The sequence below is a fragment of the Pseudomonas jinjuensis genome (assembly GCF_900103845.1).
GTDB classification, from domain to species: domain Bacteria; phylum Pseudomonadota; class Gammaproteobacteria; order Pseudomonadales; family Pseudomonadaceae; genus Pseudomonas; species Pseudomonas jinjuensis.
In genome coordinates, this window is sequence record NZ_FNIJ01000001.1 from 429103 (window position 1) to 452355 (window position 23253).

Below are 23253 nucleotides of genomic sequence, written 5' to 3' on the forward strand. Positions count from 1 at the left end.
CGTTCACCGTTTGGTTTTGATAATGGTGCCGAGGCCTTGCAGGTAAGCCACGATCGCATCCATTTCGGTCTTGCCTTTCACGGCATCACGTGCACCGGCGATATCCTCGTCGGTGTAAGGCACGCCCAGCGTACGCAGCGCTTCCATCTTGGTGGCGGTGTCCTTGCCGTCGAGCTTGTGCTCGACCAGCCAGGGGTAGGCCGGCATCTTCGACTCGGGCACCACGTTGCGCGGGTTGTACAGGTGCGCACGGTGCCAGTCGTCCGAGTAGCGGCCGCCGACGCGGGCCAGGTCCGGGCCGGTACGCTTGGAGCCCCACAGGAACGGGTGGTCCCAGACGCTCTCGCCGGCGACGGAGTAGTGGCCGTAGCGCTCGGTTTCGGCGCGGAACGGACGGATCATCTGCGAGTGGCAGCCAACGCAGCCTTCGCGGATGTAGATGTCACGGCCTTCCAGTTCCAGGGCGGTGCGCGGCTTCATGCCTTCGACCGGCTTGTTGGTGACGTCCTGGAAGAACAGCGGGACGATCTGGGTCAGGCCGCCGATGCTGACGGCGATGACCATGAAGAAGGCCAGCAGGCCGATATTCTTCTCGACTGCTTCGTGCTTCATCAATGTGCTCCTACAGCGGGAATCTGGGCGGCAGCGTCGGCATCAGCCGATTTGGACGCACGCACAGTACGGAAGGTGTTGTAAGCCATCAGCAGCATACCGGTGGCGAAGAAGGCGCCGCCCAGTGCGCGGACCATGAAGCCCGGATGGCTGGCCTGCAGGGCCTCGACGAAGGAGTAGGTCAGGGTGCCGTCGGTGTTCACCGCGCGCCACATCAGGCCCTGGGTGATGCCATTGACCCACATGGAGGCGATGTACAGCACGGTGCCGATGGTGGCCAGCCAGAAGTGGGCGTTGATCAGGCCGACGCTGTGCATCTGCTCGCGACCGAAGACCTTCGGAATCAGGTGGTACAGCGAGCCGATGGAGATCATCGCTACCCAGCCGAGAGCACCGGCGTGTACGTGGCCGATGGTCCAGTCGGTGTAGTGCGACAGGGAGTTGACGGTCTTGATCGCCATCATCGGGCCTTCGAAGGTGGACATGCCGTAGAAGGCCAGGGATACCACCAGGAAGCGCAGGATCGGGTCGGTGCGCAGTTTATGCCAGGCGCCCGAGAGGGTCATCATGCCGTTGATCATGCCGCCCCAGCTCGGAGCCAGGAGAATCAGCGACATCACCATGCCGAGGGACTGCGCCCAGTCCGGCAGGGCGGTGTAGTGCAGGTGGTGCGGGCCGGCCCAGATGTACAGGGTGATCAGCGCCCAGAAGTGCACGATGGACAGGCGATAGGAGTACACCGGACGCTCTGCCTGCTTCGGCACGAAGTAGTACATCATGCCGAGGAAGCCGGTGGTCAGGAAGAAGCCTACGGCGTTATGGCCGTACCACCACTGGATCATCGCATCGGTGGCGCCGGAGTAGATCGAGTAGGACTTGAACAGGCTGACCGGGAGTTCCAGGTTGTTGACGATGTGCAGCATCGCCGTCACAACGATGAAGCCGCCGTAGAACCAGTTGCCCACGTAGATGTGCTTGGTCTTGCGCTTGACGATGGTGCCGAAGAACACGACCAGGTAACTGACCCAGACCACTGCCAGCAGGATGTCGATCGGCCATTCCAGCTCGGCGTATTCCTTGGAGCTGGTGTAGCCGAGCGGCAGGGTGATGGCGGCGCCGACGATCACGGCCTGCCAGCCCCAGAAGGTGAAGGCGGCGAGACTGTCAGAAATCAGGCGGGCCTGACAGGTGCGCTGGACAACGTAGTAGGAAGTGGCGAACAGAGCACAGCCACCAAAGGCGAAGATCACCAGGTTGGTGTGCAACGGGCGCAGACGTCCGAAGCTGGTCCACGGGAGGCCGAAGTTGAGCTCGGGCCACACAAGCTGTGAGGCGATGAAGACACCGAGCCCCATTCCAAGTATCCCCCAGACCACCGTCATGATGGCGAACTGGCGGATAACCTTATAGTTATAAGCAGTCGGACTGATTGCAGTGCTCATTCTAAGGTTCCACGGTTTTAGGGTATTTAGGGACAAAAAAGCGGCGGCAAGTATGGAGAAAGCGGGTAGGCATTGCAACGCGCCAAGCCTTGCCCGGCGCCTGTTGGATGCCTGTCTCAGAGCGCTTTCGCCTACCGTCACGGGGTCGATTGCTCAGGTATTCGGACTGAGCAAAAACCTGAAAGAGATGAGGTCGCGTTAGCCGTATTGCAGGTTTGCGAATGGAAACAGCTTAGTCGCGGGTAGGAAGGGTGTGAAGGAAATGTCTGACGAGGTGCGACACTTCGCCGCGTGAGGAGAGAGGGGGTAGCTCGCGCCCGGAGAAAGGCGCGAGCGGAGGGGTCAATTGGAGTTGGTCTGGCCGGAAAGGTTATAGATGTAAGCAGCGAGGATATGAATCTTGTCCTTGCCGAGGTAGGGTTCCTGCGCCGGCATCTGGCCCTGGCGGCCATAGCGGATGGTCTGTTGCAACTGGGTGAAGGACGAGCCGTAGATGAAGCCGGCCGGATGGGTCAGGTCGGGGGCCCCCATGAGAGCGGTGCCCTTGCCTTCCGCTCCATGGCAGGCGGCGCAGGTGGTGGCGAACAGCTGGCCGCCGTTCTCGATCTGCGCTTCGGAAGCACCTTCCGGAGCCGCGCGCCCGGCGAGACGGGTGGTCACGAAAGCGGCCACGTCATGCACGCCCTGGTTGCCCAGCACGTCGCCCCACGCCGGCATGGCTGCCATGCGGCCGCCGAGGATGGTGGCTTCGATGGTCTTGGCGTCGCCGCCCCAGCGCCAGTCGGAGTCGGTCAGGTTGGGGAAGCCCGCCGAACCCTTGGCGTCGGAGCCATGGCAGATGGAGCAGTTGGTGGCGAACAGGCGTTCGCCCATTTTCATCGCCTGCGGATCCTTCGCGACTTCTTCCAGGGGCATGGCGGCATATTTGGCGAAGATCGGTCCATATTTCTCCTGCGCCAGTGCCTCTTCGCGTTCCCACTGCTTGACACCGGTCCAGCCATCGTAGCCGGGCAGCAGGCCTTTCCAGTTGCCCAGACCCGGATACAGCACCAGGTAGCCCGCGGCGAACACGATGGTGCCGAGGAACAGCATGAACCACCACTTGGGCAGGGGGTTGTCATATTCCTCGATGCCGTCGAAAGCGTGGCCCATGGTCTTGTCGGTGGTCCCGGCGGATTCGCCGCTGCGCGTGGCGAAGATCAGCCACAGCAGTGCAATCAGCGAGCCGACGGTCAGTACGGTGATGTACAGACTCCAGAAGGTGGTCATTCTTTATTGCTCCTTGAAGCTTGCTCGTGCATGACGTGCCTGTCGGTTACCGGATCGTCCGCGAACGGCAGCAGCGCGTCCTCGTCGAAGCGCTGCTTGCGCTTGCCGCTATAGGCCCACAGCAGAACGCCGATGAAGGCCACCGTCACGACGATGGTTCCCAGCCCGCGAATCAGTCCGATATCCAAGGCAGTCACCGCTTGTTCTTGATGGAGGTGCCGAGGACCTGGAGATAGGCGACGAGGGCATCCATTTCGGTCTTGCCCTTGACGGCGTCTCCCGCCTGCTGGATGTCGGCGTCGGTGTAGGGCACGCCCATGGTGCGCATCACGCTCAGCTTCTTGCCGGTGTCGCGGCCGTCGAGCTTGTTCTCGACCAGCCAGGGATAGGCCGGCATCTTCGACTCGGGCACCACGTTGCGCGGGTTGTACAGGTGCGCACGGTGCCAGTCGTCAGAGTAGCGGCCGCCGACGCGGGCCAGGTCCGGGCCGGTACGCTTGGAGCCCCAGAGGAACGGGTGGTCCCAGACGCTCTCGCCGGCGACGGAATAGTGGCCGTAGCGCTCGGTTTCGGCGCGGAACGGACGGATCATCTGCGAGTGGCAGCCAACGCAGCCTTCGCGGATGTAGACGTCGCGGCCTTCCAGTTGCAGGGCGGTGTATGGCTTCATGCCTTCCACCGGCGTGTTGGTGACGTCCTGGAAGAACAGCGGGACGATCTGGGTCAGACCGCCGACGCTGACGGCGAGCGCCATGCACAGGGCCAGCAGACCGACGTTCTTTTCGAGTGTTTCGTGTTTCATGGTCGGTCTCCTCAGGCCATCTGCGCCGCGGCACGCATTTCGGCCGGCCTGGCGGCCGCCACGGTGCGATAGGTGTTGTAGGCCATGATGAACATGCCCAGCAGGAAGATCGCGCCGCCGACCATCCGCACGATGAAGCCGGCATGGCCTGCCGCCAGCGCTTCGACGAAGGAGTAGGTGAGGGTGCCGTCAGCGTTCACCGCCCGCCACATCAGGCCCTGGGTGATGCCGTTGACCCACATGGAAGCGATGTACAGCACGGTGCCGATGGTGGAGAGCCAGAAGTGGGTGTTGATCAGGCCGATGCTGTGCATCTGCTCGCGGCCGAACACTTTCGGGATCACGTGGTAGAGGGAGCCGATGGACACCATGGCGACCCAGCCCAGCGCGCCGGCGTGCACGTGGCCGATGGTCCAGTCGGTGTAGTGGGAGAGGGAGTTGACGGTCTTGATCGACATCATCGGACCTTCGAAGGTCGACATGCCGTAGAACGCCAGGGATACCACCAGGAAGCGCAGGATCGGGTCGCTGCGCAGCTTATGCCAGGCGCCGGACAGCGTCATCATGCCGTTGATCATGCCGCCCCAGCTCGGCGCCAGCAGCACCAGCGACATTACCATGCCCAGGGACTGCGCCCAGTCCGGCAGCGCGGTGTAGTGCAGGTGGTGCGGGCCGGCCCAGATGTAGACGGCGATCAGCGCCCAGAAGTGGACGATGGACAGGCGATAGGAGTAGACCGGGCGTTCGGCCTGCTTGGGTACGAAGTAGTACATCATCCCGAGGAAGCCGGCAGTCAGGAAGAAGCCCACCGCGTTGTGGCCGTACCACCACTGGATCATGGCGTCGGTGGCGCCCGAGTACAGCGAGTAGGACTTCATCAGGCTGACCGGAACTTCCAGGCTGTTGACGACGTGCAGGATGGCGACGGTGAGGATGAAGGCGCCGAAGAACCAGTTGCCCACGTAGATGTGCTTGGTCTTGCGCTTCATCAGCGTGCCGAAGAAGACGATGGCGTAGCTGACCCAGACGATGGTGATCAGGATGTCGATCGGCCATTCCAGTTCGGCGTATTCCTTCGAGCTGGTGTAGCCCAGCGGCAGGCTCACGGCGGCCAGCAGGATGATCAGCTGCCATCCCCAGAAGGTGAACGAGGCCAGGGTGTCGGAGAACAGCCGCGCCTGGCAGGTGCGCTGTACCGAGTAGTAGGAGGTGGCGAACAATGCGCAGCCGCCGAAGGCGAAGATCACCGCATTGGTGTGCAGCGGGCGCAGGCGTCCGAAGCTCGTCCAGGGGAGGTTGAGATTGAGATCGGGCCAGACCAGTTGCGCCGCGATCAGGACGCCGACGGCCATGCCGACGATGCCCCATATCACTGTCATGATGGCGAACTGGCGGACCACCTTATAGTTATAAGCAGACTGATTGGTTGTGCTCATGCTATTGGGCTTCCATCCACGGTTATTGGCTAGCCCGTCCCGCCGGAGCTCACGGCAGGACCGTTGCTCCCATCCGGGACAGGTAGTGATTTGCTTACATTGGCGGAGTGAGAATGGAAAAAGGCGGGGCAGAGAATATTGATAGCGATCAATTGCCTTCAGAAACTCGGAAGGCTCGGACCTGTGGCGATTTGCCGCTCTTATGGAATCAGGCGCAGGGGGAACGGGCGGCGACGCTGATATTGGCGCATGGAGCGGGGGCGCCGATGGACAGTCCGTTCATGGAGGAAATGGCGACGCTTCTCGCCCAGCGGGGAGTTGCGGTGGCTCGCTTCGAATTTCCCTACATGGCTGCGCGCCGCCTCGATGGCCGCAAACGGCCGCCGAATCCTCAGGCGCAGTTGCTGGAGTGCTGGCGCGAAATCTACCGCGAGGTGCGGGAGACGACCGACGGCGCGCTGGCCATCGGCGGCAAGTCCATGGGCGGGAGAATGGCGAGCCTGCTGGCCGACGAGCTCGGGCCGGCCGCGCTGGTCTGCCTGGGCTACCCCTTTCACGCGGTGGGCAAGCCGGAGAAGCTGCGGGTGGCGCACCTGGCGGACATGACGACGCCCACCCTGATCGTCCAGGGCGAGCGCGATCCGCTGGGAAATGCCGGGGAAGTGGCCGGCTATGCGCTGTCGCCGGCCATCGAGCTGTGCTGGCTGCCCAGCGGCGACCACGACCTGAGGCCGCTGAAGGCCTCGGGCTTCACCCACCAGCAGCATCTGGCGAGCGCGGCGGACAGGATCGCCGCCTGGCTGCGGGAAAGCATCCAGGCGGGCGCAGCCTCCCTCAGTGGTTGAAGCGCTCCACCAGCGAATACTGGCTGTGCGCGGTGTTGGTCAGCTCCTCGCTGAGCAGGGCGGTGCGCTGCGCTTCGCCGGACGTCTGGTCGGCGAGGTTGGCGATGGTGCTGATGTTGCGGTTGATCTCCTCGGCGACCGCGCTCTGCTCCTCGGCGGCGGCGGCGATCTGGGTGGTCATGTCGGCGATGTTGGCCACCGCGTCGCTGATGCCGGACAGCGCGTCGTCGGCACGCAGCACCCGCGCGACCCCTTCGTCGGCCTGACGGCGGCCGACTTCCATGGCGCGCACTGCTTCCTCGGCGGTCTGCTGCAGCTTGGCGATGAGCTGGTGGATCTGCTCGGTGGATTCGCCGGTGCGCCGCGCCAGCGAACGCACCTCGTCGGCCACCACGGCGAAGCCGCGGCCCATCTCGCCGGCGCGTGCGGCCTCGATGGCGGCGTTCAGCGCCAGCAGGTTGGTCTGGTCGGCGATGCCCTTGATCACGTCCACCACGCCGCCGATCTCGTTGCTGTCCTGGGCCAGCTGGCTGACGGCCAGGCCGGTGTCGCCCACCGAATGGGACAGGCGCTGGATCGCCTCGCGGGTTTCCGCGGCGATGCTGCGGCCTTCGCGGGTCAGGTCGTTGGCCTGGCGGGTGGCGTCGGCGGTGCGCTGGACGTTGCTCGCCACTTCCTGGGTGGTCGCGGCCATTTCGTTGACTGCGGTGGCCACCAGTTCGGTTTCCTGGCGCTGGCGTTCCAGCCCGGCGGAACTGCTGTGGGCCAGGGAATCCGCCTGGCGGGCCTGGCCGGCGAGGTATTCGGTGCTGTCCTGCAGGCGGGTGAGGCAGGTCCGCAGGCGTGCCCCCTGGCTGAGGATCGCCATCTCCAGGCGCGCCTGGGCACCACGGCTGTCGGTGTACATCTGCGCGATCAGCGGGTCGGAGGTGGTCTGGTCGGCCAGGCTCAGCAGGCGCTTCAGGCCGCGGTGTTGCCAGCGCAGCCCGGCGAGGCCGAGCGGTACGGCGAGCACGGCGGCGAGGGCGAAGCCCCAGGACGAGTCGAGCCAGACGCCGATGAGGAAGGCGATCTGGCTGATCAGGATGAACGGCAGCCAGTCGAGCAGGACCGGCAGCCAGCGGTCGCGGCGCGGGATCGCCGGCTTGCCGGAGTTGATGCGCCGGTACAGCGCCTCGGCGCGGCGCACCTGCTCCTCGCTGGGTTTCACCCGCACCGACTCGTAGCCGACCACCTGGTCGTGGTCGAAGATCGGCGTGACATAGGCGTTGACCCAGTAGTAGTCGCCGTTCTTGCAGCGGTTCTTCACCACGCCCATCCACGGCCGGCCCTTCTTCAGGGTCTCCCACATGTGGGCGAAGACCGCCGGCGGCACGTCCGGATGGCGCACCAGGTTGTGCGGCGAGCCGACCAGCTCGTCGCGGCTGAAACCGCTGACGGCGATGAAATGCTCGTTGGTGTAGTTGATCACGCCACGCTTGTCGGTGGTGGAGATCAGGCGCTGATCGGCAGGGAAGGTTGTTTCACGCTGGGTGATCGGCTGGTTGTTGCGCATTGGAAGAATCCACGGAGAAGGCTGTCGTCTCCCGATATCGGCCGATACCCGTGAAAGTTGAATGGGCATTCAGGTTCCTGCCCGTGGAAGGAAAACCCTCCGGCCGCAGCCGGAGGGCGCCCGCTCAGATCAGGCTGCGCAGCACGTAGTGCAGGATGCCGCCGGCCTTGAAGTATTCGACCTCGTTGAGGGTGTCGATGCGGCAGAGCACCTCGAAGTCGTCGCGGACATGGCCGTCATGGATGACCTGCACCAGCAGCGTCATGTGCGGCTTCAGTTCCTTGTCCAGGCCGCGGATGTTCAGCAGCTCCGTGCCGGTCAGCTGCAGCGAGTGGCGATCCTGCCCCTCGTGGAACTGCAGCGGCAGCACGCCCATGCCCACCAGGTTGGAGCGGTGGATGCGTTCGAAGCTCTCCGCGATCACCGCCTTCACCCCCAGCAGGTTGGTGCCCTTGGCCGCCCAGTCGCGCGACGAGCCGGTGCCGTATTCCTTGCCGGCGATGATCACCAGCGGAGTTCCCTCCTGCTGGTAGCGCATCGCCGCGTCGTAGATCGACAGCTTCTCGCCGCTGGGAATGTGCCGCGTGTTGCCGCCTTCCTCGCCGCCGAGCATCTCGTTGCGGATGCGGATGTTGGCGAAGGTGCCGCGCATCATCACCTCGTGGTTGCCGCGCCGCGAGCCGTAGGAGTTGAAGTCGGCGTAGGCCACGCCGTGTTCGCTGAGGTAGCGGCCGGCCGGGCTGTCCTTCTTGATGTTGCCGGCCGGGGAGATGTGGTCGGTGGTCACCGAGTCGCCGAGCACCGCGAGAATCCGCGCGCGGACGATGTCCTCCACCGTCGGCGGCGCGCTGGCGATGTTCTCGAAGAACGGCGGGTTCTGGATATAGGTGGAATCGGCCTGCCAGGTGTAGGTCTGCGCCTGCGGCACCTGGATCGCCCGCCAGCGCTCGTCGCCCTGGAACACCTCGGCGTATTCCTTGTGGAACATCGCGGTGTCGACCTTGGCGATTGCCTCGGCGATTTCCTGCTGGCTCGGCCAGATGTCCTTGAGATAGACCGGCTGGCCGCTGCTGTCTGTACCCAGCGGGTCGCGGGTCAGGTCGGTGCGCACGCTGCCGGCCAGGGCGTAGGCCACCACCAGCGGCGGCGAGGCCAGCCAGTTGGTCTTCACCAGCGGATGCACGCGGCCCTCGAAGTTGCGGTTGCCGGACAGCACCGAAGCCACCGCCAGGTCGGCCTTCTGGATCGCCGCCTCGATCGGTTCCAGCAGCGGGCCGGAGTTGCCGATGCAGGTGGTGCAGCCGTAGCCGACCAGGTCGAAGCCGAGCAGGTCGAGATAGTGGTCTAGCCCGGCGGCGCGGAAGTAGTCGGTGACCACCTTGGAGCCGGGCGCCAGCGAGCTCTTCACCCAGGGCTTGCGCTGCAGGCCCCGTTCCACGGCCTTCTTCGCCAGCAGGCCGGCGGCCATCATCACGCTGGGGTTGGAGGTGTTGGTGCAGGAGGTGATGGCGGCGATCACCACCGCGCCGTCCTGCAGCCGGTGGGTCTGGCCTTCGTGCTGGTAGTCGATCTCGCCGCCGGGCTTGGCCTGCAGCGCGACGAAGTCGTCGAAGGCCTTGCCGACGCTGCCCAGCGCGACCCGGTCCTGCGGGCGCTTGGGCCCGGCCAGGCTGGCTTCGACCTCGCCCATGTCGAGCTGCAGGGAGTCTGTGAACAGCGGCTCGTGGCCCTTCTCGCGCCACATGCCCTGGGCCTTGCTGTAGGCCTCCACCAGTTGCACCGTGGCTTCCGGGCGGCCGGACAGGCGCAGGTAGCCGAGGGTGATCTCGTCCACCGGGAAGAAGCCGCAGGTGGCGCCGTATTCCGGCGCCATGTTGGCGATGGTGGCGCGGTCGGCCAGCGGCAGGTCGGCGAGGCCGTCGCCGTAGAACTCGACGAATTTCCCCACCACGCCCTTCCTGCGCAGCATCTGCGTCACGGTGAGCACCAGGTCGGTGGCGGTGATGCCCTCGCGCAGCTTGCCGGTGAGCTTGAAGCCGATCACCTCGGGAATCAGCATCGACACCGGCTGGCCGAGCATCGCCGCCTCCGCCTCGATGCCGCCGACGCCCCAGCCGAGCACGCCGAGGCCGTTGATCATGGTGGTGTGCGAATCGGTGCCCACCAGGGTGTCGGGGAAGGCGTAGGTGCGGCCGTCCTCGTCCTTGCTCCAGACGGTGCGGGCCAGGTATTCCAGGTTGACCTGGTGGCAGATGCCGGTGCCCGGCGGCACCACGCGGAAGTTGTCGAAGGCGCTCTGGCCCCAGCGCAGGAAGGCGTAGCGCTCGCCGTTGCGCTGCATCTCGATCTCGACGTTCTCGGCGAAGGCCGCCGGGCTGGCGAAGCGGTCGACCATCACCGAGTGGTCGATCACCAGGTCGACGGGGGAGAGCGGGTTGATCCGCTGCGGATCGCCGCCGGCCCTGGCCACCGCATCGCGCATGGCGGCGAGGTCGACCACCGCCGGCACGCCGGTGAAGTCCTGCATCAGCACCCGCGCCGGGCGGTACTGGATCTCGCGTTCGGAGCAGCGTTCCTTCAGCCAGCCGGCCAGGGCTTCGAGGTCGTCGCGGCTGACGGTGTGGTTGTCCTCCCAGCGCAGCAGGTTTTCCATGAGGACTTTCAGCGACATCGGCAGCCGGCCCAGGTCGCCGAGGGCTTTCGCCGCTTCAGGCAGGCTGTAGTAGTGATAGGTCTTGCCGGCGACATCCAGGGTGCGCAGGCAATTCAGACTGTCCACGGAGGGCATGGCGTTCTCCTCTGTCTCGACGGCGCACGGCAATGCGCGCCGCGTGGAAAGACTCCGGAACACTCAAGCTAGACTGCCCAGCGGGGTCTTGCCATCTTCACTGGACTGGCGCGCAGCCGTTGTCGTTCCAATGGATCGACCCCGGCCCGACGGATATTCCGCACATATATATGTGAAACCGGAGCGCCCAGCCTCTATAGTGCGCGGCCGAGGAGACGCCCCGATGAACACCCTGTTACTGCATTGCCGGCCGGGCTTCGAGAACGAGGTCTGCGCCGAACTGTCCGAACACGCCGCGCGCCTGGACATTCCCGGCTACGCCAAGGCCCGGCCGTCCACCGCCCATGCCGAATTCATCTGCCAGGATGCCGACGGCGTCGACCGCCTGATGCAGCGCCTGCGCTTTTCCGAGCTGATCTTCCCGCGCCAGTGGGCACGCGGCACCGGCTTCATCGAACTGCCCGAGCAGGACCGCATCGGCGTGCTGCTGGAACAGCTGGCGGCCTACCCGGTGTGCGGCAGCCTGTGGCTGGAAGTGTTCGACACCAACGACGGCAAGGAACTCTCGACCTTCTGCCGCAAGTTCGAGAAGCCGCTGCGCAGCGCGCTGGTGAAGGCCGGCCGGCTGCGCGAGGACCCGGCATTGCCGCGCCTGCTGCTGACCTTCCGCTCCGGCCGCGAGGTCTTCGTCGGCCTGGCCGATCCACGCAACAGCGCCATGTGGCCGATGGGCATCCCGCGCCTGAAATTCCCCCGCGAGGCGCCGAGCCGCTCGACCCTCAAGCTGGAGGAAGCCTGGCACCACTTCATCCCGCGCGCCGAATGGGACAAGCGCCTGGCGCCGAACATGCTCGCCGTCGACCTGGGCGCCGCGCCCGGCGGCTGGACCTGGCAACTGGTCAACCGCGAGATGCGGGTGATCGCCGTGGACAACGGACCGATGGCGGAGAACCTCATCTATTCCGGCCTGGTGGATCACCAGCGCGTGGACGGCTACCAGTTCCGCCCGCGGCAGATGGTCGACTGGATGGTCTGCGACATCGTCGAGAAGCCGGCGCGCACCGGTTCGCTGATCGAGACCTGGATCGGCGAGGGCCTGTGCCGCGAGGCGGTGGTCAACCTCAAGCTGCCGATGAAGCAGCGCTACGCCGAGGTGCGCAAGATCCTCGGACGGCTGGAAGACAGCTTCGCCGAACGCAAGCTGCGCGTGCAGATCGGCTGCAAGCAGCTCTACCACGACCGCGAGGAAGTGACCTGCCACCTGCGCCGGCTGGAACGCGGCGAGCGCGGATGATCGCCAGCAGGCTCGGTCCTACGAAGAGCGGGAACGTACCTGTAGGAGCGAGCTTGCTCGCGAATCCTGTGTACAAGCGGGCCATGCCCGCGACCTGTCGCGCCCGGGTGCGCTTCTACAGGATTCACCATCGGTGCCTCGTAGGGGGGATGGAAAAGCGTCATCCGCCGTTTGTACGGAGGGTCCGGAGGCTCACATCGTCCCCGCGCTCCCGCATGGGAATGCCGCCCTGGACGATCAGACCTGGTTGTTGGCCTGCCCACCGTCCACCGACAGCACCGAGCCGGTCATGAACGAGCCGGCATCGCTGGCGAGCAGCAGCAGGGCGCCGTCCAGCTCCTGCAACTGGCCGAGGCGACGCATCGGCACCTGACGGCGGATGTAACCCAGCCCGGCTTCGGTTTCGAAGAACTCGTCGTTGATCTCGGTCTTGAAGTAGCCGGGGGCGATGGCGTTGACGCGGATACTGTGGCGCGCCAGTTCCAGTGCCAGCGATTTGCTCAGCTGGACCACCGCCGCCTTGGCTGCGCAGTAGTGGCTCAGGTTGGCGCCGACGCGCAGGCCGAGCATCGAGGCGATGTTGACGATGTTGCCCGGGCGACCGGCCTTGACCAGGCGTTGCGCGGCGACCTGGGCGACGCGCCAGACGCCGTCGAGATTGGTCGACAGCATGTTGCGCCAGTCTTCCTCGGTGATCTCCAGTGGGCGCTTGTCCTGGCCGATGCCGGCGTTGTTGACGATCACGTCGACCACGCCGGACTGCGCCTCGGCGACATCGAACGCCGCCTCGACGCTTTCGCGGCGGGTGACGTCCAGCGCCACCGCCAGCACTTCAGCACCCCTGGCGCGGATTTCCCCGGCCAGTTGCTCCAGGCGGTCGACGCGGCGGGCGCCGATCACCACGCGCGCGCCGTAGTCGGCGACGGTCCGGGCGTAGTGCGCGCCGATGCCGCTGGACGCGCCGGTGATGAGCACGGTCTTGCCGGCCAGGGAGAAAATGTTCTTGTCCATCAGAAAACCTCGAACAGGCCGGAGGCCAGCACGCTCATGCGACCGAGGTTCCAGCCGGCGGTGCCGGCGGGCATGCCGGTGCCCATCACCAGGTCCTCGATCTCCGCGGCTTCGATGCCGGCGCGCTCGACGGCGGCGCGGATGGCGAAGGACGCCATGGTCGGCGAGGTGGTGTCGTTGAACGCACCGCGAAAGGCCTTGGCGATCGGCGTGCGGGCGGTGGAGAGGATGACGGCTTCTTTCATGATGGTGTCCTGGGGTCAGATCTTTTCGATACGGGTCTTGCCGGCGGCGACCAGGCGCTCCAGCAGTGGCGCCGGCTGGAACCACATCTCGCCGTAGGCGCCGAGTTCCTGGCGGTAGCGCTGGATGCCGGCCAGCACCTGGTCCAGGCCGAGGGTTTCGGCGTAGTGCATCGGGCCGCCGACATGGCCGGGGAAGCTGTAGCCGTTGATCCACACCAGGTCGATGTCGCTGGCGCGCAGGGCGATGCCTTCGTCGAGCAGCTGGATGCCCTCGTTGATCAGCATGAACAGGCAGCGGTCGTGGATTTCCTGCTCGGTGATGTCGCTCCGGCGGGCCACGCCCAGTTCGGCGGCCACCTTGGCGGCGATAGCGGACACTTCCGGGTCGTCCTTGCGCTCGCGGTCTTCGTACAGGTAGAAGCCGCGGCCGGTCTTCTGGCCGAAACGGCCGAGCTTGTACAGCTCGTCGCCGACGATGTGGTAGCTGGAGTCATGTTGGGTGGCTGCCAGGTTGGAATTGCGCACCAGGAAGTTCACGTCGATGCCGGCGAGGTCGAGCATGCTGAGCACGCCCATGTTCAGGTCCAGGCCGGTCAGCACATTGTCGACCTGGGCCGGTGTCGCGCCTTCCAGCACCAGGCGGTGTGCCTCGCGGGAATAGGGTTCGAGCATGCGGTTGCCGATGAAGCCGAAGCACACGCCGGACACCACCGGCAGCTTGCCGATGCGCTTGCCGATCTTCATGGTGGTGGCCAGTACCTCCGGCGCGGTGGCGTTGCCGCGCACCACTTCCAGCAGGCGCATGACGTTGGCCGGGCTGAAGAAGTGCAGGCCGATCACGTCCTGCGGGCGGCGGGTGGTGGCGGCGATGGCATCGACGTCCAGGCTGGATGTATTGCTGGCGAGGATCGCGCCCGGCTTGCACACCTCGTCGAGGGTGCGGAACACCTGCTGCTTGATCTCCATCTTCTCGAACACCGCTTCGATCACCAGGTCGGCGTCGGCCAGGTCGGCGTAATCCAGGGTGCCCTGCAGCAGCTCCATGCGCTGTTCCAGTTGCGCCTCGCTGAGCCGGCCGCGCTTGACGCTGATCTCGTAGTTCCTGCGGATCTGCGCCAGGCCGCGATCCAGCGCCTCGGCCTTCTGTTCCAGCAGCTTCACCGGGATGCCGACGTTGGCGAAGTTCATGGCGATGCCACCGCCCATGGTGCCGGCGCCGATCACCGCGACCTTCTCGATGCTGCGCAGCGGGGTGTCGGCGCCGATGCCCGGAATCCGCCCGGCTTCGCGTTCGGCGAAGAACACATGGCGCAGGGCGGCGGATTGCGCCGAGACTTCGGCCTGCTTGAACAGCTCGCCTTCACGGGCCAGGCCCTGTTCCAGCGGCAGGTCGCAGGAAGCTTCGACGGCGGCCAGCACCAGGCGCGGGGCGAGACGGCTCTTCCAGCGCAGCTCGTTGTCGGCGCGGAACTTGTCGAAGAAGTCGGCGGGCAGGCCGGCGGCCGGCTGGGGGAAGCGCTCGGCCGGGCGCGCCGGGGCGTCGTTCGCCAGCAGCTCGGTGGCGAAGGCGCGGGCGGAGTCCAGCAGGGTTTCGGCGCTGTCGGCGAGGCGATCGAGCAGGCCGAGCTGCAGGGCGCGGGAAGCATCGATCGGCTGGCCGGAGATCATCATGTCCAGCGCCGGTTCGGCGCCGATCAGACGCGGCAGGCGCTGGGTGCCGCCGGCGCCGGGCAGCAGGCCGAGGCTGATTTCCGGCAGGCCGAGGCGGGTTTTCGCTTCGCCGATGCGGTAGCCGCAGGCCAGCGCCAGCTCCAGGCCGCCGCCGAGGGCGAGGGTGCCGATGGCGGCGATCACCGGCTTGGTGGATTGGGTCAGGCGCACCAGCAGGTTGGGCAGGTGCGGATCGGCGAAGGCTGCCGCGCTGCCGAATTCGCTGATATCGGCGCCGGCGCTGAACAGGCCGTTGTCGCCGTGGATGATGATGGCGCGCACGGCGGCGTCGGTGGAAGCGCGCTCATAGGCTTCGAGGATGGCGGCGCGCAGCGGCTGGCCGAGGGCATTGACCGGCGGAAGAGCCAGACCGATCAGGGCCAGGTCGCCTTCGACGCGGTAGTTGATGAGTGTGGTCATGGTGAATTCCGGGTGTCGTTGTCGTTTGGTCGGGGTCGCGGGCATGGGTGACCTTGTAGGAGCGGGCCATGCCCGCGACCGTCGTTGAATGTCAGAACCACTCGTCCTGCATGTCGAAGCACACGCGGTTGCCTTCGCGGAGCACGCGGGTCTGGCCTTCGATGGTGGCCAGTTCCCAGTCCATGAAGTAGCGCGCCGCCTGCAGCTTGCCGCGGTAGAAATCGGCCTCGCTGCCATCGGCTCCGCCGTCCAGCGCAGCGCTGGCGATGCGCGCCATGCGCAGCCACAGCCAGCCGACCAGCACGCGGCCGAATACATCGAGGTAGAGAGTGGCGTTGGCGTGGCCGAGGGCGGCGTCGGCGGCGACCTGCGGCTGCAGCTCGGCGGTGACCTGTTCGAGGGTGCCGAGGGCGTCGCCCAGGCGTGCGGCCAGCGGCGCGCAGGCAGCGTCGGCGCTGGCTTCGGCCAGCGTGGCATGGACCCTGCTGAGGAACAGGCGATAGCCGGCGCCGCCGTTCTGGCCGATCTTGCGGCCGAGCAGGTCGATGCCGTGGATGCCTTCGGTGCCCTCGTGGATCGGGTTCAGGCGGTTGTCGCGGTAGTACTGCTCCAGCGGATATTCGCGGGTGTAGCCGGCGCCGCCGAGGACCTGGATGCCGATGTCCGAGGCGATCACGCCGTAGCGCGAGGGGAACGACTTGACCATCGGGATCAGCAGGTCGAGCAGTTCCGCGGCATCCTTGCGCTCGCTCTCGCTGGCGGCGCTGTGGGCGTCCTCCACCAGGCTGCTGGCGTACAGGCACAGCGCCAGGCTGCCCTCGGCGTAGGCCTTCTGTTGCAGCAGCATGCGCCGCACGTCCGGGTGCCGGACGATGCGCACCTGCGGGCTGAGCGGGTCCTTGTCGCTCAGCAGGCGGCCCTGTGGGCGCTCGCGGGCGTAGTCCAGCGCGTGGATGAAGCTCTGGTAGGCCAGGCAGGATGCGCCGAGGGCCACGCCGATGCGCGCCTCGTTCATCATCTGGAACATGTAGGAGAGGCCCTTGTGCGCCTCGCCGACCAGATAGCCCACCGCGCCGTCCCTCTCGCCGAAGCTGAGCACGGTGGAGGTGGTGTTGCGGTAGCCCATCTTGTGCAGCAGGCCGGCCAGCGCCACGTCGTTGCGCTCGCCGAGGCTGCCGTCCGCGTCGACCAGGCGCTTCGGCACGAGGAACAGCGAGATGCCCCTGGTGCCCGCCGGCGCGCCTTCGATGCGGGCCAGCACCATGTGCACGATGTTGTCGGTCAGCTCGTGGTCGCCGCCGGAGATGAACATCTTCTGGCCGAACACCCGGTAGCTGCCGTCTCCAGCCGGCCGTGCGGTGGTGCGGATGTCGCCGAGCGCCGAGCCCTGTCCCGGCTCGGTCAGCGCCATGGTGCCGCTGAAGCGGCCATCGAGCATCGACGGCAGGAAGCGTTCGCGCAGTTCCGGGCTGGCGAAGCTCTTCACCAGGTTGGCGGCGCCGATGGTGAGGAACGAATAGGCCACGCTGGAAATGTTGGCCGCATAGAAGTACGCGGTGCAGGCGCGCAGGATCACTTCCGGCAGCTGCAGGCCGCCGTCTTCCGCATCGTGGTGGGCGGCGAGGAAGCCGGCTTCGGCGAAGGCGTCCCAGGCGGCCTTGGTTTCCGGGATCAGCTGCACGCGCTGGCCGTCGAAGGTCGGCTCCTCGGCATCGCCCTTGTGGTTGTGCGGGGCGAAATATTCCGCGGCGACGGTGCGCGCGGTGCGCAGGGTGGCGTCGAACACCCTGCGGTCGTGCTCGGCATAGCGCGGGCGCTGCAGCAGCGCTTCGGTGTCGAGCAGTTCGTAGAGCTGGAATTCCAGCTCGCGTTCGTTGAGCAGCAGGTCGGTCATGGTGACTCTCACAAGCGGTGGCGGGGATCAGCGGCCGAAGGCGCTGTCCGGAATGTCCATCAGGTTGGCGCTGCCGCTTTCGATCAGCGCGCGGTGCTGGTCCGCGCGCGGCAGCAGGCGCTGCAGGTAGAAGCGGGCGGTTTCGCGCTTGCCGATGTAGAAGTCGGAATCCGTGTTGCCGGCAGCCAGCTCGCGTTCGGCGATGGCGGCGGCGCGCAGCCAGTGATAGCCAACCAGGGTGTAGCCGGCGAGCATCAGGTAGTCGAAGGCAGCGGCGCCGATCAGGTTGGCATCGGTCTGCTGCCGGCCCCTGATCCAGCCGGTCAGCTCACGCCAGGTGGCGACATGGCGGGCCAGTTGGCTCGCCAGCTCGGCCGGGGCATTGCCGCTGGCGCAGAAGCTGTCGATCTCGTCGAGCAGCGCATGCAGCTCGGCGCCGTCGTCGGCCAGTACCTTGCGGGTCAGCAGGTCGATGCCCTGGATGCCGTTGGTGCCTTCGTAGATAGCGGTGATGCGCACATCGCGGGATATCTGCTCCATGCCCCATTCGCGGATGAAGCCGTGGCCGCCGAACACCTGCACGCCGAGTTGCGCGGCCTCGATGCCGGCCTCGGTGAGGAAGCCCTTGGCGATCGGAGTGAGCAGCGCCAGGCGGCGAGCGGCGGCGTCCTTCACGGCAGCGTTGGCGCCGTGGTGCAGGCGGTCGACCAGTTGCGCGCAGGCCAGGTTGAGCATGCGTCCACCCTCGGCGTAGGCCTTTTGCGTCAGCAGCATGCGGCGCACATCCGGGTGGCCGATGATCGGATCGGCTGGCTGTTCCGGTTGCAGACGCGGCTCGGCACGCATCTGCACGCGTTCGCGGGCATAGCGCAGGGCGCCCTGGAAGCTCGCCTCGCAATGACCCTGGCCCTGCTGGGCGACTGCCAGGCGCGATTCGTTGATGAAGGTGAACATGGCGCTCATGCCACGGTTGGCCTCTCCGAGCAGGTAGCCGGTGGCGCCGTCGAAGTTCATCACGCAGGTGGCGTTGCCGTGGATGCCCATCTTGTGCTCGATGGAACCGCAGCTCACGCCGTTGCGCTCGCCCAGGCTGCCGTCGGCGTTGACGAGGATCTTCGGCACGGCGAACAGCGAGATTCCCTTGACTCCGGCCGGTGCGCCCTCGATGCGGGCCAGCACGAGGTGGATGATGTTCGCGGTGATGTCGTGATCGCCGGCGGAAATGAAGATCTTGCTGCCGCTGATGCGGTAGCTGCCGTCCGCCTCGGGCACGGCGCGGGTGCGCAGCAGGCCGAGGTCGGAACCGCAGTGGGCTTCGGTGAGGCACATGGTGCCGCTCCAGCGGCCGTCGATCAGCGCCGGCAGGAAGCGCGCGCGGAGGTCGTCGGCGCCGTGGGCGTCGAGGGTGCTGACAGCGCCGCTGCTCAGCGTGGGGTACATGTTCCAGGCATGGTTGGCGCTGAACAGCATGTCGTTGATCGCGCTGGCGAGCGAGCCCGGCAGACCCTGGCCGCCGAATTCCCGGGGTTTCTCCAGTGCCGTCCAGCCGTTTGCGGCGAACTGCCGGTAGGCCGCGGCGAAGCCGGGCGGGGTGGTCACCTGGCCGTCCCGCCACTGGCAGCCCTGTTCGTCGCCGATCCGGTTGAGCGGCGCCAGCACTTCCTCGGCGAAGCGCGCGCCTTCCTCGACGATGGCATTCAGGGTGTCGCTATCCACGGCCTCACAGCCTTGCAGTTGCTGGTAGTGACCGGGCAGGTCGAGCAGTTCGTGGATGACGAAGTGCAGGTCGCGCACGGGGGCCTGGTAGCTGGGCATAACGAATTCCTTGCGGGTGAGTCATGCCGGGTTTTTTAACAATTGCAGGCAGGCTCCCGCGTCCAACCATGGGTGGATTTGCGGCTGGAGGCGGGTGGAGAAACGGGTGGATTCAGTCCAGCAGGTTCAGCGTCCGCGCCGCCTGCAGCGCACCTTCGCGGTCGCTGGCGTCGAGCTTGCGGAACAGGTTGTTGATGTGCGTCTTCACCGTGCTCAGGCTGATGTACAGGCCGTCGGCGATCTGCTGGTTGCCCTGGCCGCGGGCCATGCGCTGCAGGACGTCCTGTTCGCGGCGGGTCAGTGGTTCGAGCAGTTGCTGGCTCTCGCCGGGACCGTTGGCGAGCAGGCCGTGGAGCAGGCGGTTGAGCTGTTCGCGCGGCGGCAGCGGCTGCTCCAGTCCGGCCTGGCGGCGCACCTGCGGCGACAGCAGCTGGCGGAACAGCTCGGCCATGTCGCGACCCTCGTGCTGGGCAAGCTGGCCGAGGCCGTGGGCGCTGGCCAGCTGCAGCGCCTGGTCGAGGCGGGCGAGGGCTTCGCTGGCGGCATGACGGTCCTGCAGCAGGGCGGTTTCAAGCAGCAGGACGTCCAGCAGGAGCAGGCGGTTGTCTTCCGCCTCGGCCTGTTCGCGCAGGTTGCCGGCGATCTGCTCGGCGGCTTTGTGCTGGCCCAGGTGGCGCTGCACCCAGGCGTAGGCCAGCCATTCCGCGGGTTGTAGCTCGGCACCGTACTGGCGGCGGCACCAGTGCCATTCCTGCAGCCAGCCGAGGATGAAGTCCTGGTCGCGCTCGCGCACCGCCAGCCGCGCGCGCCAGGCACCGGCCAGCCGGTAGAGGGCGAACAACTGGTACTGACGGGCGATGCGCCGTGCTTCGTCCCAGCGCGCGCGGGCCTGCTGCAGGTTGCCCATGGCCGAGTACAGGCACGCCTGGAAATGGAAGACCCAGGGCAGGCCGGCGCAGTGCGGGAACACCACCGCGATCGCCTCGGCCTGGCTCAGTCGCTGCGCGGCCTGTTCCAGGCGGTTCTGCTGCAGCAGCGCCAGTCCCTGGCCGAGGTTGTGGAAGGTGTCGTAGAAATTCCGCGGTGCGCTGGAGGGCAGCGGCTGGTCGAGCGCGAGGAAGCGCGCCGCCGCGTTGTCGGCTTCTCCCCGCGCCAGTTCGATCCTGCCGAGCAGCAGGTGCAGGCTGTTGGTGTAGCCGCTGAAACCGAGAGTCTCCAGCTCATCGACGGCGCGCCCGGCATGTTCCCGGGCAGCGTGCAGCCGGCCCAGGCCGAACAGGCAGCTGGCGCGGTTGAAATGCAGCACGGCGGTGGCTGCGTTGGTCTGCGGAAAGCGTTCCAGTGCGCTGTCCACCACGCGGATGCCGTGGGCCAGGTTGCCGCCCAGACAGGCGACGCTGCTGCGCACGAAGGCCAGGGTCTGGTGTACCCGTTCCGGCCGGCCGGGCAGGTCGGGGCGGCGCAGCAGGCGCTGCAGCCGCAGGAGGCAGGCGCGGGCGCGGGGGATGTCGTTGGTCACGATCACCGTGGAGGCGTCGGTGATCGCCAGGGTGAAGTGATCGCTGACGCTGACGTCGCTGAGGAAGTCGACGATGGAGTTCACCTGGCCTTCGCGCAGCAGGTCGAAGCTGTGCTGTTCGATCACCGCCAGCAGTGCGTCGAAGTCCTGCGCACGTCCCAGCTGGTAGACCGCCTCGGTGTAGCAGCGCTGCTCCAGCAGCCAGGCGGCCGCCTGCCGGTGCAACTGCTGCAGGCCGGCCGGATCGCGCTGGCGCAGGCGCTGGTAGAGGGTGCGGCGCAGCGCCGGATGGTAGCGCCAGCCCAGGCGTTCGCCGGGGCGCTGCTGGATGAACAGTTCGCGGCGCTGCATCTGGCGGATCAGTTCCACGGCGTCGGGCCGGCCACTCAGGCAGGCGGCCAGCCCGGGGTCGAATGCCTTGACCAGCGAGGTGCGTTCGATGAAGTCGAGCAGGCCGGCCGGCAACTCGCGCAGCAGCTCCTCGTCGAGGAAGTCGGCGATGTAGCCGAAGGTGCGCAGCGCCACCGGGCGCAGCGGCGCCAGCTCCTGGCCGGCCGGCGCCATCAGCTCGCGGAAGGCGCTGAGGCCGAACAGCACGCCGCTGATCCAGCCCTCGCTGCCGGCGCGCAACTGGTAGATGGCGTCGCTGCCGAGCTGCAGGTCGCGGGCGGCCACCAGCAGGCCGGTTTCCACGGTATCCAGGGCCAGTTCGTTTTCCCCCAGCAGGCACAGTCGCTCGGCCCGGCGCAGGTGGCCGAGCGCCAGTTGCGGCAGGCCCTGGCTGGCGGCGACGATGCGCAGGCCGGCCGGGGCGAAGTGCAGCAGTTCGTCCAGCAAGGCGCAGGCGCGACGATTGCGCAGTTGATGCAGGTCATCGAAAAGCAGGGTGAAACGGCCGTCGAAGGATTCCAGCTGCTGGAGGATGCGCGCCCAGAGCGGGCCTTCGTCGGCCGGCATGAGGGGCCTCTCGGGCAGCGTCACATCCAGCGCGTGGCCCAGGTGCAGTAGCAGGGTCAGGGCATGGTTGTCGCCGGCATCGCAGCGCAGCCAGGCCCAGGGTGTCGCCAGTTGGGCGGCGTACTGGGCGAGCAGGGTGCTCTTGCCATAGCCGAGCGGTGCGCTGAGCAGCGTCATCAGGCAGCCGCGCTCGCTGGCGTCGGTCAGCCGATGCAGCAGTTGCGGGCGCTGCAGGGCGTTGGCGGGCAGTGGGGCGGGGCGCAGCTTGCTGGGCTTGACGGGGTGCATCGGATCGACTCGTCGGTTACGGACAACGCTGCCGCGAGGCGGCCAGCCGGGGGAATGATCGGCACTGGCAGGAAATGGCGCAAGGCGATGACGAAGGAACGCCCCGGGATCGCCCGGGAACATGCCTGCGGCCAGGTGGACGTGACGGCCATGGTTGCCTGATGACGGGTCGCGGGCATGGCCCCGACAGCTCGATGCGGCGTCCGGGTAGGGCGAATAACGCGCCAGCGTTATCCGCCGCCAATCGGCACGATCCCATCGGCGGATGAAGCGTTCCGCTTCATGCGCCCTACACCAGCCATTGGCCATGGCACGTCCGCAGGAGCTGGCCATGCCTGCGACAAGCCATGCCGCGCGATACCACCGCGCATGGCGGACGAGTGACCCGCCCGGTGCTTGCCACCCGCTGGCGCTTTGCCCATCCTGTGCAGCGGATCGCATTTCCGGAGTTCCACCTTGAAGCGCAAGCTGCCCTCGCTGCTCGGCAGTTACAGCCGCATGCTCCTGCCGCGTCGCGGCCTCGGGCAGGGCGAGCGCGTGCCCTACCTGGCGCTGGACAGCCACGTGGTGCGCTTCGATCTGCGCCAGTTGAACGCCTATCGCAGCTATTTCGGCATCGATGCGGACCTCGGCGTGCCGCTGCTGTTTCCGCAGATATCGGCGCTGCCGCTGCATCTGCGCCTGCTCAGCCGCTCGCGCATGCCGCTGTCGGTGCTGGGGCTGATCGACCTGCGCTGCCACATCCAGCGCCATCGCTGGCTGGACGAGGGCGAGCGCATGCAGATGGAGTGCCGCATCCTCACCAGCCGGCGCAGCACGCTGGGGATGGAGGTGGACGTGGCCACCGAGATCTGGTGCGAAGACCTGCTGCACTGGCAGTCGATCAGCACCTACCTGCGCCGTGGCGACTTCCTCGCCGCGCAGGCCGAACCCGATCCGCAGCCGGAGCGCGCACACTGGCAGACCCTCGACGCCCCCGCCGTGGACGGCCCGGAGTGGCGCGTGCCGAGGACCGCCGGCTGGCGCTATGCCGGTCTCAGCGGCGACTTCAACCCGCTGCACCTGTCGCGCCTGATGGCATCGCGCTATGGCTTCGAGCGACCCTTCGTCCACGGCATGTGGGCCCTGGCGCGCAGCCTGCGGGAGGAACGGCTGGGCGAGCAGGTGCGGCTGGATGCGCATTTCAAGGCGCCGCTGGCCCTCGGCAGCCTGGTGCGGCAGAGCCACCGCCGCCTCGGCAGCCGCCAGCAGTGGGCGCTGCTGCCGGCCGACGGCGGCCCGCCGGCGCTGCTCGCGCAACTCGACGAAGCGCCGGGCGCGCCCATGCGCTGAGGGTTACCCCGGGCGGCGC

At 67.0% G+C, this 23253-nt stretch carries 16 protein-coding genes and 1 pseudogene; 3 read left to right on the forward strand and 14 right to left on the reverse strand.

Annotated features, from left to right (window positions below; all coding sequences use genetic code 11):
* Nucleotides 1–3: 3 nt before the first annotated feature.
* The 6 genes from ccoO (BLR75_RS01950) to ccoN (BLR75_RS01975) form a co-directional block, all read right to left on the reverse strand.
* Entirely contained in the window at nt 4–612 is a 609-nt protein-coding gene (gene ccoO / locus BLR75_RS01950) for a cytochrome-c oxidase, cbb3-type subunit II (RefSeq protein ID WP_084310243.1), read from the reverse strand.
* Complete coding sequence (gene ccoN / locus BLR75_RS01955) at nt 612–2054, reverse strand: cytochrome-c oxidase, cbb3-type subunit I (RefSeq protein WP_084310241.1); 1443 nt, start codon at nt 2052–2054, stop codon at nt 612–614. Before ccoN (BLR75_RS01955) ends, ccoO (BLR75_RS01950) begins: the two co-directional genes overlap by 1 nt.
* 342 nt (nt 2055–2396) lie before the next feature.
* Nucleotides 2397–3323 (reverse strand): cytochrome-c oxidase, cbb3-type subunit III, encoded by a 927-nt coding sequence (ccoP, locus tag BLR75_RS01960; RefSeq protein ID WP_084310239.1) that lies wholly within the window; start codon nt 3321–3323, stop codon nt 2397–2399.
* A complete protein-coding gene (locus BLR75_RS01965) occupies nt 3320–3511 on the reverse strand; it encodes a cbb3-type cytochrome oxidase subunit 3 (RefSeq protein WP_084310493.1) in 192 nt (63 codons plus the stop codon). Before BLR75_RS01965 ends, ccoP begins: the two co-directional genes overlap by 4 nt.
* Nucleotides 3512–3516: 5 nt before the next feature.
* The gene (ccoO, locus tag BLR75_RS01970) at nt 3517–4125 is read right to left on the reverse strand and encodes a cytochrome-c oxidase, cbb3-type subunit II (protein WP_084310238.1); all 609 of its coding nucleotides are present in this window, start codon (nt 4123–4125) and stop codon (nt 3517–3519) included.
* Nucleotides 4126–4136: 11 nt separating this feature from the next.
* The gene (gene ccoN, locus BLR75_RS01975) at nt 4137–5561 is read right to left on the reverse strand and encodes a cytochrome-c oxidase, cbb3-type subunit I (RefSeq protein WP_084310236.1); all 1425 of its coding nucleotides are present in this window, start codon (nt 5559–5561) and stop codon (nt 4137–4139) included.
* Between the two features lie 113 nt (nt 5562–5674).
* Here ccoN (BLR75_RS01975) and BLR75_RS01980 point away from each other — a divergent pair, with 113 nt between their 5' ends.
* Complete coding sequence (locus tag BLR75_RS01980) at nt 5675–6406, forward strand: alpha/beta family hydrolase (RefSeq protein ID WP_342741683.1); 732 nt, start codon at nt 5675–5677, stop codon at nt 6404–6406.
* Here the strand turns inward: BLR75_RS01980 and BLR75_RS01985 are convergent.
* Entirely contained in the window at nt 6396–7961 is a 1566-nt protein-coding gene (locus BLR75_RS01985; protein WP_084310232.1) for a methyl-accepting chemotaxis protein, read from the reverse strand. The genes BLR75_RS01980 and BLR75_RS01985 overlap by 11 nt on opposite strands.
* Before the next feature lie 124 nt (nt 7962–8085).
* Complete coding sequence (gene acnA, locus BLR75_RS01990; RefSeq protein ID WP_084310230.1) at nt 8086–10749, reverse strand: aconitate hydratase AcnA; 2664 nt, start codon at nt 10747–10749, stop codon at nt 8086–8088.
* 223 nt (nt 10750–10972) lie between these two features.
* Here acnA and rlmM point away from each other — a divergent pair, with 223 nt between their 5' ends.
* Complete coding sequence (rlmM, locus tag BLR75_RS01995; protein ID WP_084310228.1) at nt 10973–12043, forward strand: 23S rRNA (cytidine(2498)-2'-O)-methyltransferase RlmM; 1071 nt, start codon at nt 10973–10975, stop codon at nt 12041–12043.
* Nucleotides 12044–12280: 237 nt separating this feature from the next.
* On the opposite strand, the gene BLR75_RS02000 is transcribed toward rlmM, so the two are convergent.
* The 6 genes and pseudogenes from BLR75_RS02000 to BLR75_RS02025 form a co-directional block, all read right to left on the reverse strand.
* Nucleotides 12281–13054, reverse strand: a complete 774-nt coding sequence (locus BLR75_RS02000) for an SDR family NAD(P)-dependent oxidoreductase (RefSeq protein ID WP_084310227.1) — start codon at nt 13052–13054, stop codon at nt 12281–12283.
* Nucleotides 13055–13068: 14 nt separating this feature from the next.
* A pseudogene (locus BLR75_RS02005) lies at nt 13069–13299 on the reverse strand (thiolase family protein); the annotation flags it as partial.
* Nucleotides 13300–13314: 15 nt separating this feature from the next.
* The gene (locus BLR75_RS02010; RefSeq protein ID WP_084310223.1) at nt 13315–15429 is read right to left on the reverse strand and encodes a 3-hydroxyacyl-CoA dehydrogenase NAD-binding domain-containing protein; all 2115 of its coding nucleotides are present in this window, start codon (nt 15427–15429) and stop codon (nt 13315–13317) included.
* Nucleotides 15430–15520: 91 nt separating this feature from the next.
* Nucleotides 15521–17323 carry an acyl-CoA dehydrogenase gene (locus tag BLR75_RS02015; protein ID WP_084310221.1) on the reverse strand — a complete coding sequence of 601 codons (1803 nt, stop codon included), beginning with the start codon at nt 17321–17323 and terminating at the stop codon, nt 15521–15523.
* A 27-nt stretch (nt 17324–17350) separates the two neighbouring features.
* Nucleotides 17351–19138 carry an acyl-CoA dehydrogenase C-terminal domain-containing protein gene (locus BLR75_RS02020; protein WP_084310219.1) on the reverse strand — a complete coding sequence of 596 codons (1788 nt, stop codon included), beginning with the start codon at nt 19136–19138 and terminating at the stop codon, nt 17351–17353.
* 112 nt (nt 19139–19250) lie between these two features.
* On the reverse strand, nt 19251–21902 hold the full coding sequence (locus tag BLR75_RS02025) for a winged helix-turn-helix domain-containing protein (RefSeq protein ID WP_084310217.1): 2652 nt from the start codon (nt 21900–21902) through the stop codon (nt 19251–19253).
* A gap of 456 nt (nt 21903–22358) precedes the next feature.
* Here BLR75_RS02025 and BLR75_RS02030 point away from each other — a divergent pair, with 456 nt between their 5' ends.
* Complete coding sequence (locus BLR75_RS02030; protein WP_084310215.1) at nt 22359–23234, forward strand: MaoC family dehydratase; 876 nt, start codon at nt 22359–22361, stop codon at nt 23232–23234.
* Nucleotides 23235–23253 lie beyond the last annotated feature (19 nt).